2 protein-coding genes are annotated in these 597 nt (G+C 41.4%); both read left to right on the forward strand.

Annotated elements, in window-relative coordinates:
* On the forward strand, positions 1–344 hold a 344-nt coding region (locus tag N1032_RS26500; protein WP_259543641.1), incomplete at its 5' end, for a hypothetical protein.
* 11 nt (positions 345–355) lie between these two features.
* On the forward strand, positions 356–597 hold a 242-nt coding region (locus N1032_RS26505), incomplete at its 3' end, for a hypothetical protein (RefSeq protein WP_259543642.1).

Below are 597 nucleotides of genomic sequence, written 5' to 3' on the forward strand. Positions count from 1 at the left end.
GTCAATCATTCCGTAACCCAGTCCAAACTGACCTTGAGTTCAAACAATTAGGTGGTCAAAGAACTGCCTATAACTCGATTGAGGTTGGACTATCAAACATGCGTAAGCTCTTCTATGAAGGTAGGTTAAAAGTAAGTCGTAGTATGGCTACATTCCTGCGTGAGAAGAGAACTTACTTCTACGTGAAGCCATTTGAACCTATCGACAAAGATAACCATGTCATTGATGCTTCACGTTATGCTATTATGTCCCTTATGGGTGGTATTGGTATTCCATTTGAAATGGCTGCCAATGCTGATGAGCCTCAATTTAGAGGGGCTTCCACTACCAACTTAACGTTTTAAGGAGGCCTTACTTGGCTACTACTACTCCTGCTAAGAGTTTCGAATTCGCTGGTTATAAAGAAAACTTTGCTGATTACATCGCTACTCTTTCTCCATTTAAAACCCCATTCCTTGATTGTGTAGGCACTGATGTATCTCGCAATTACAACGTACAATGGGTAACTGACCATAACACTCCACTGTACAATCTGACTGACAATGTTCCATCTCCTGAAGGACGTGAGTTCCTTGACAATGATGGTATTGATGAAGC

It is taken from the genome of Herbiconiux daphne (assembly GCF_024979295.1).
GTDB lineage: Bacteria > Actinomycetota > Actinomycetes > Actinomycetales > Microbacteriaceae > Herbiconiux > Herbiconiux daphnes.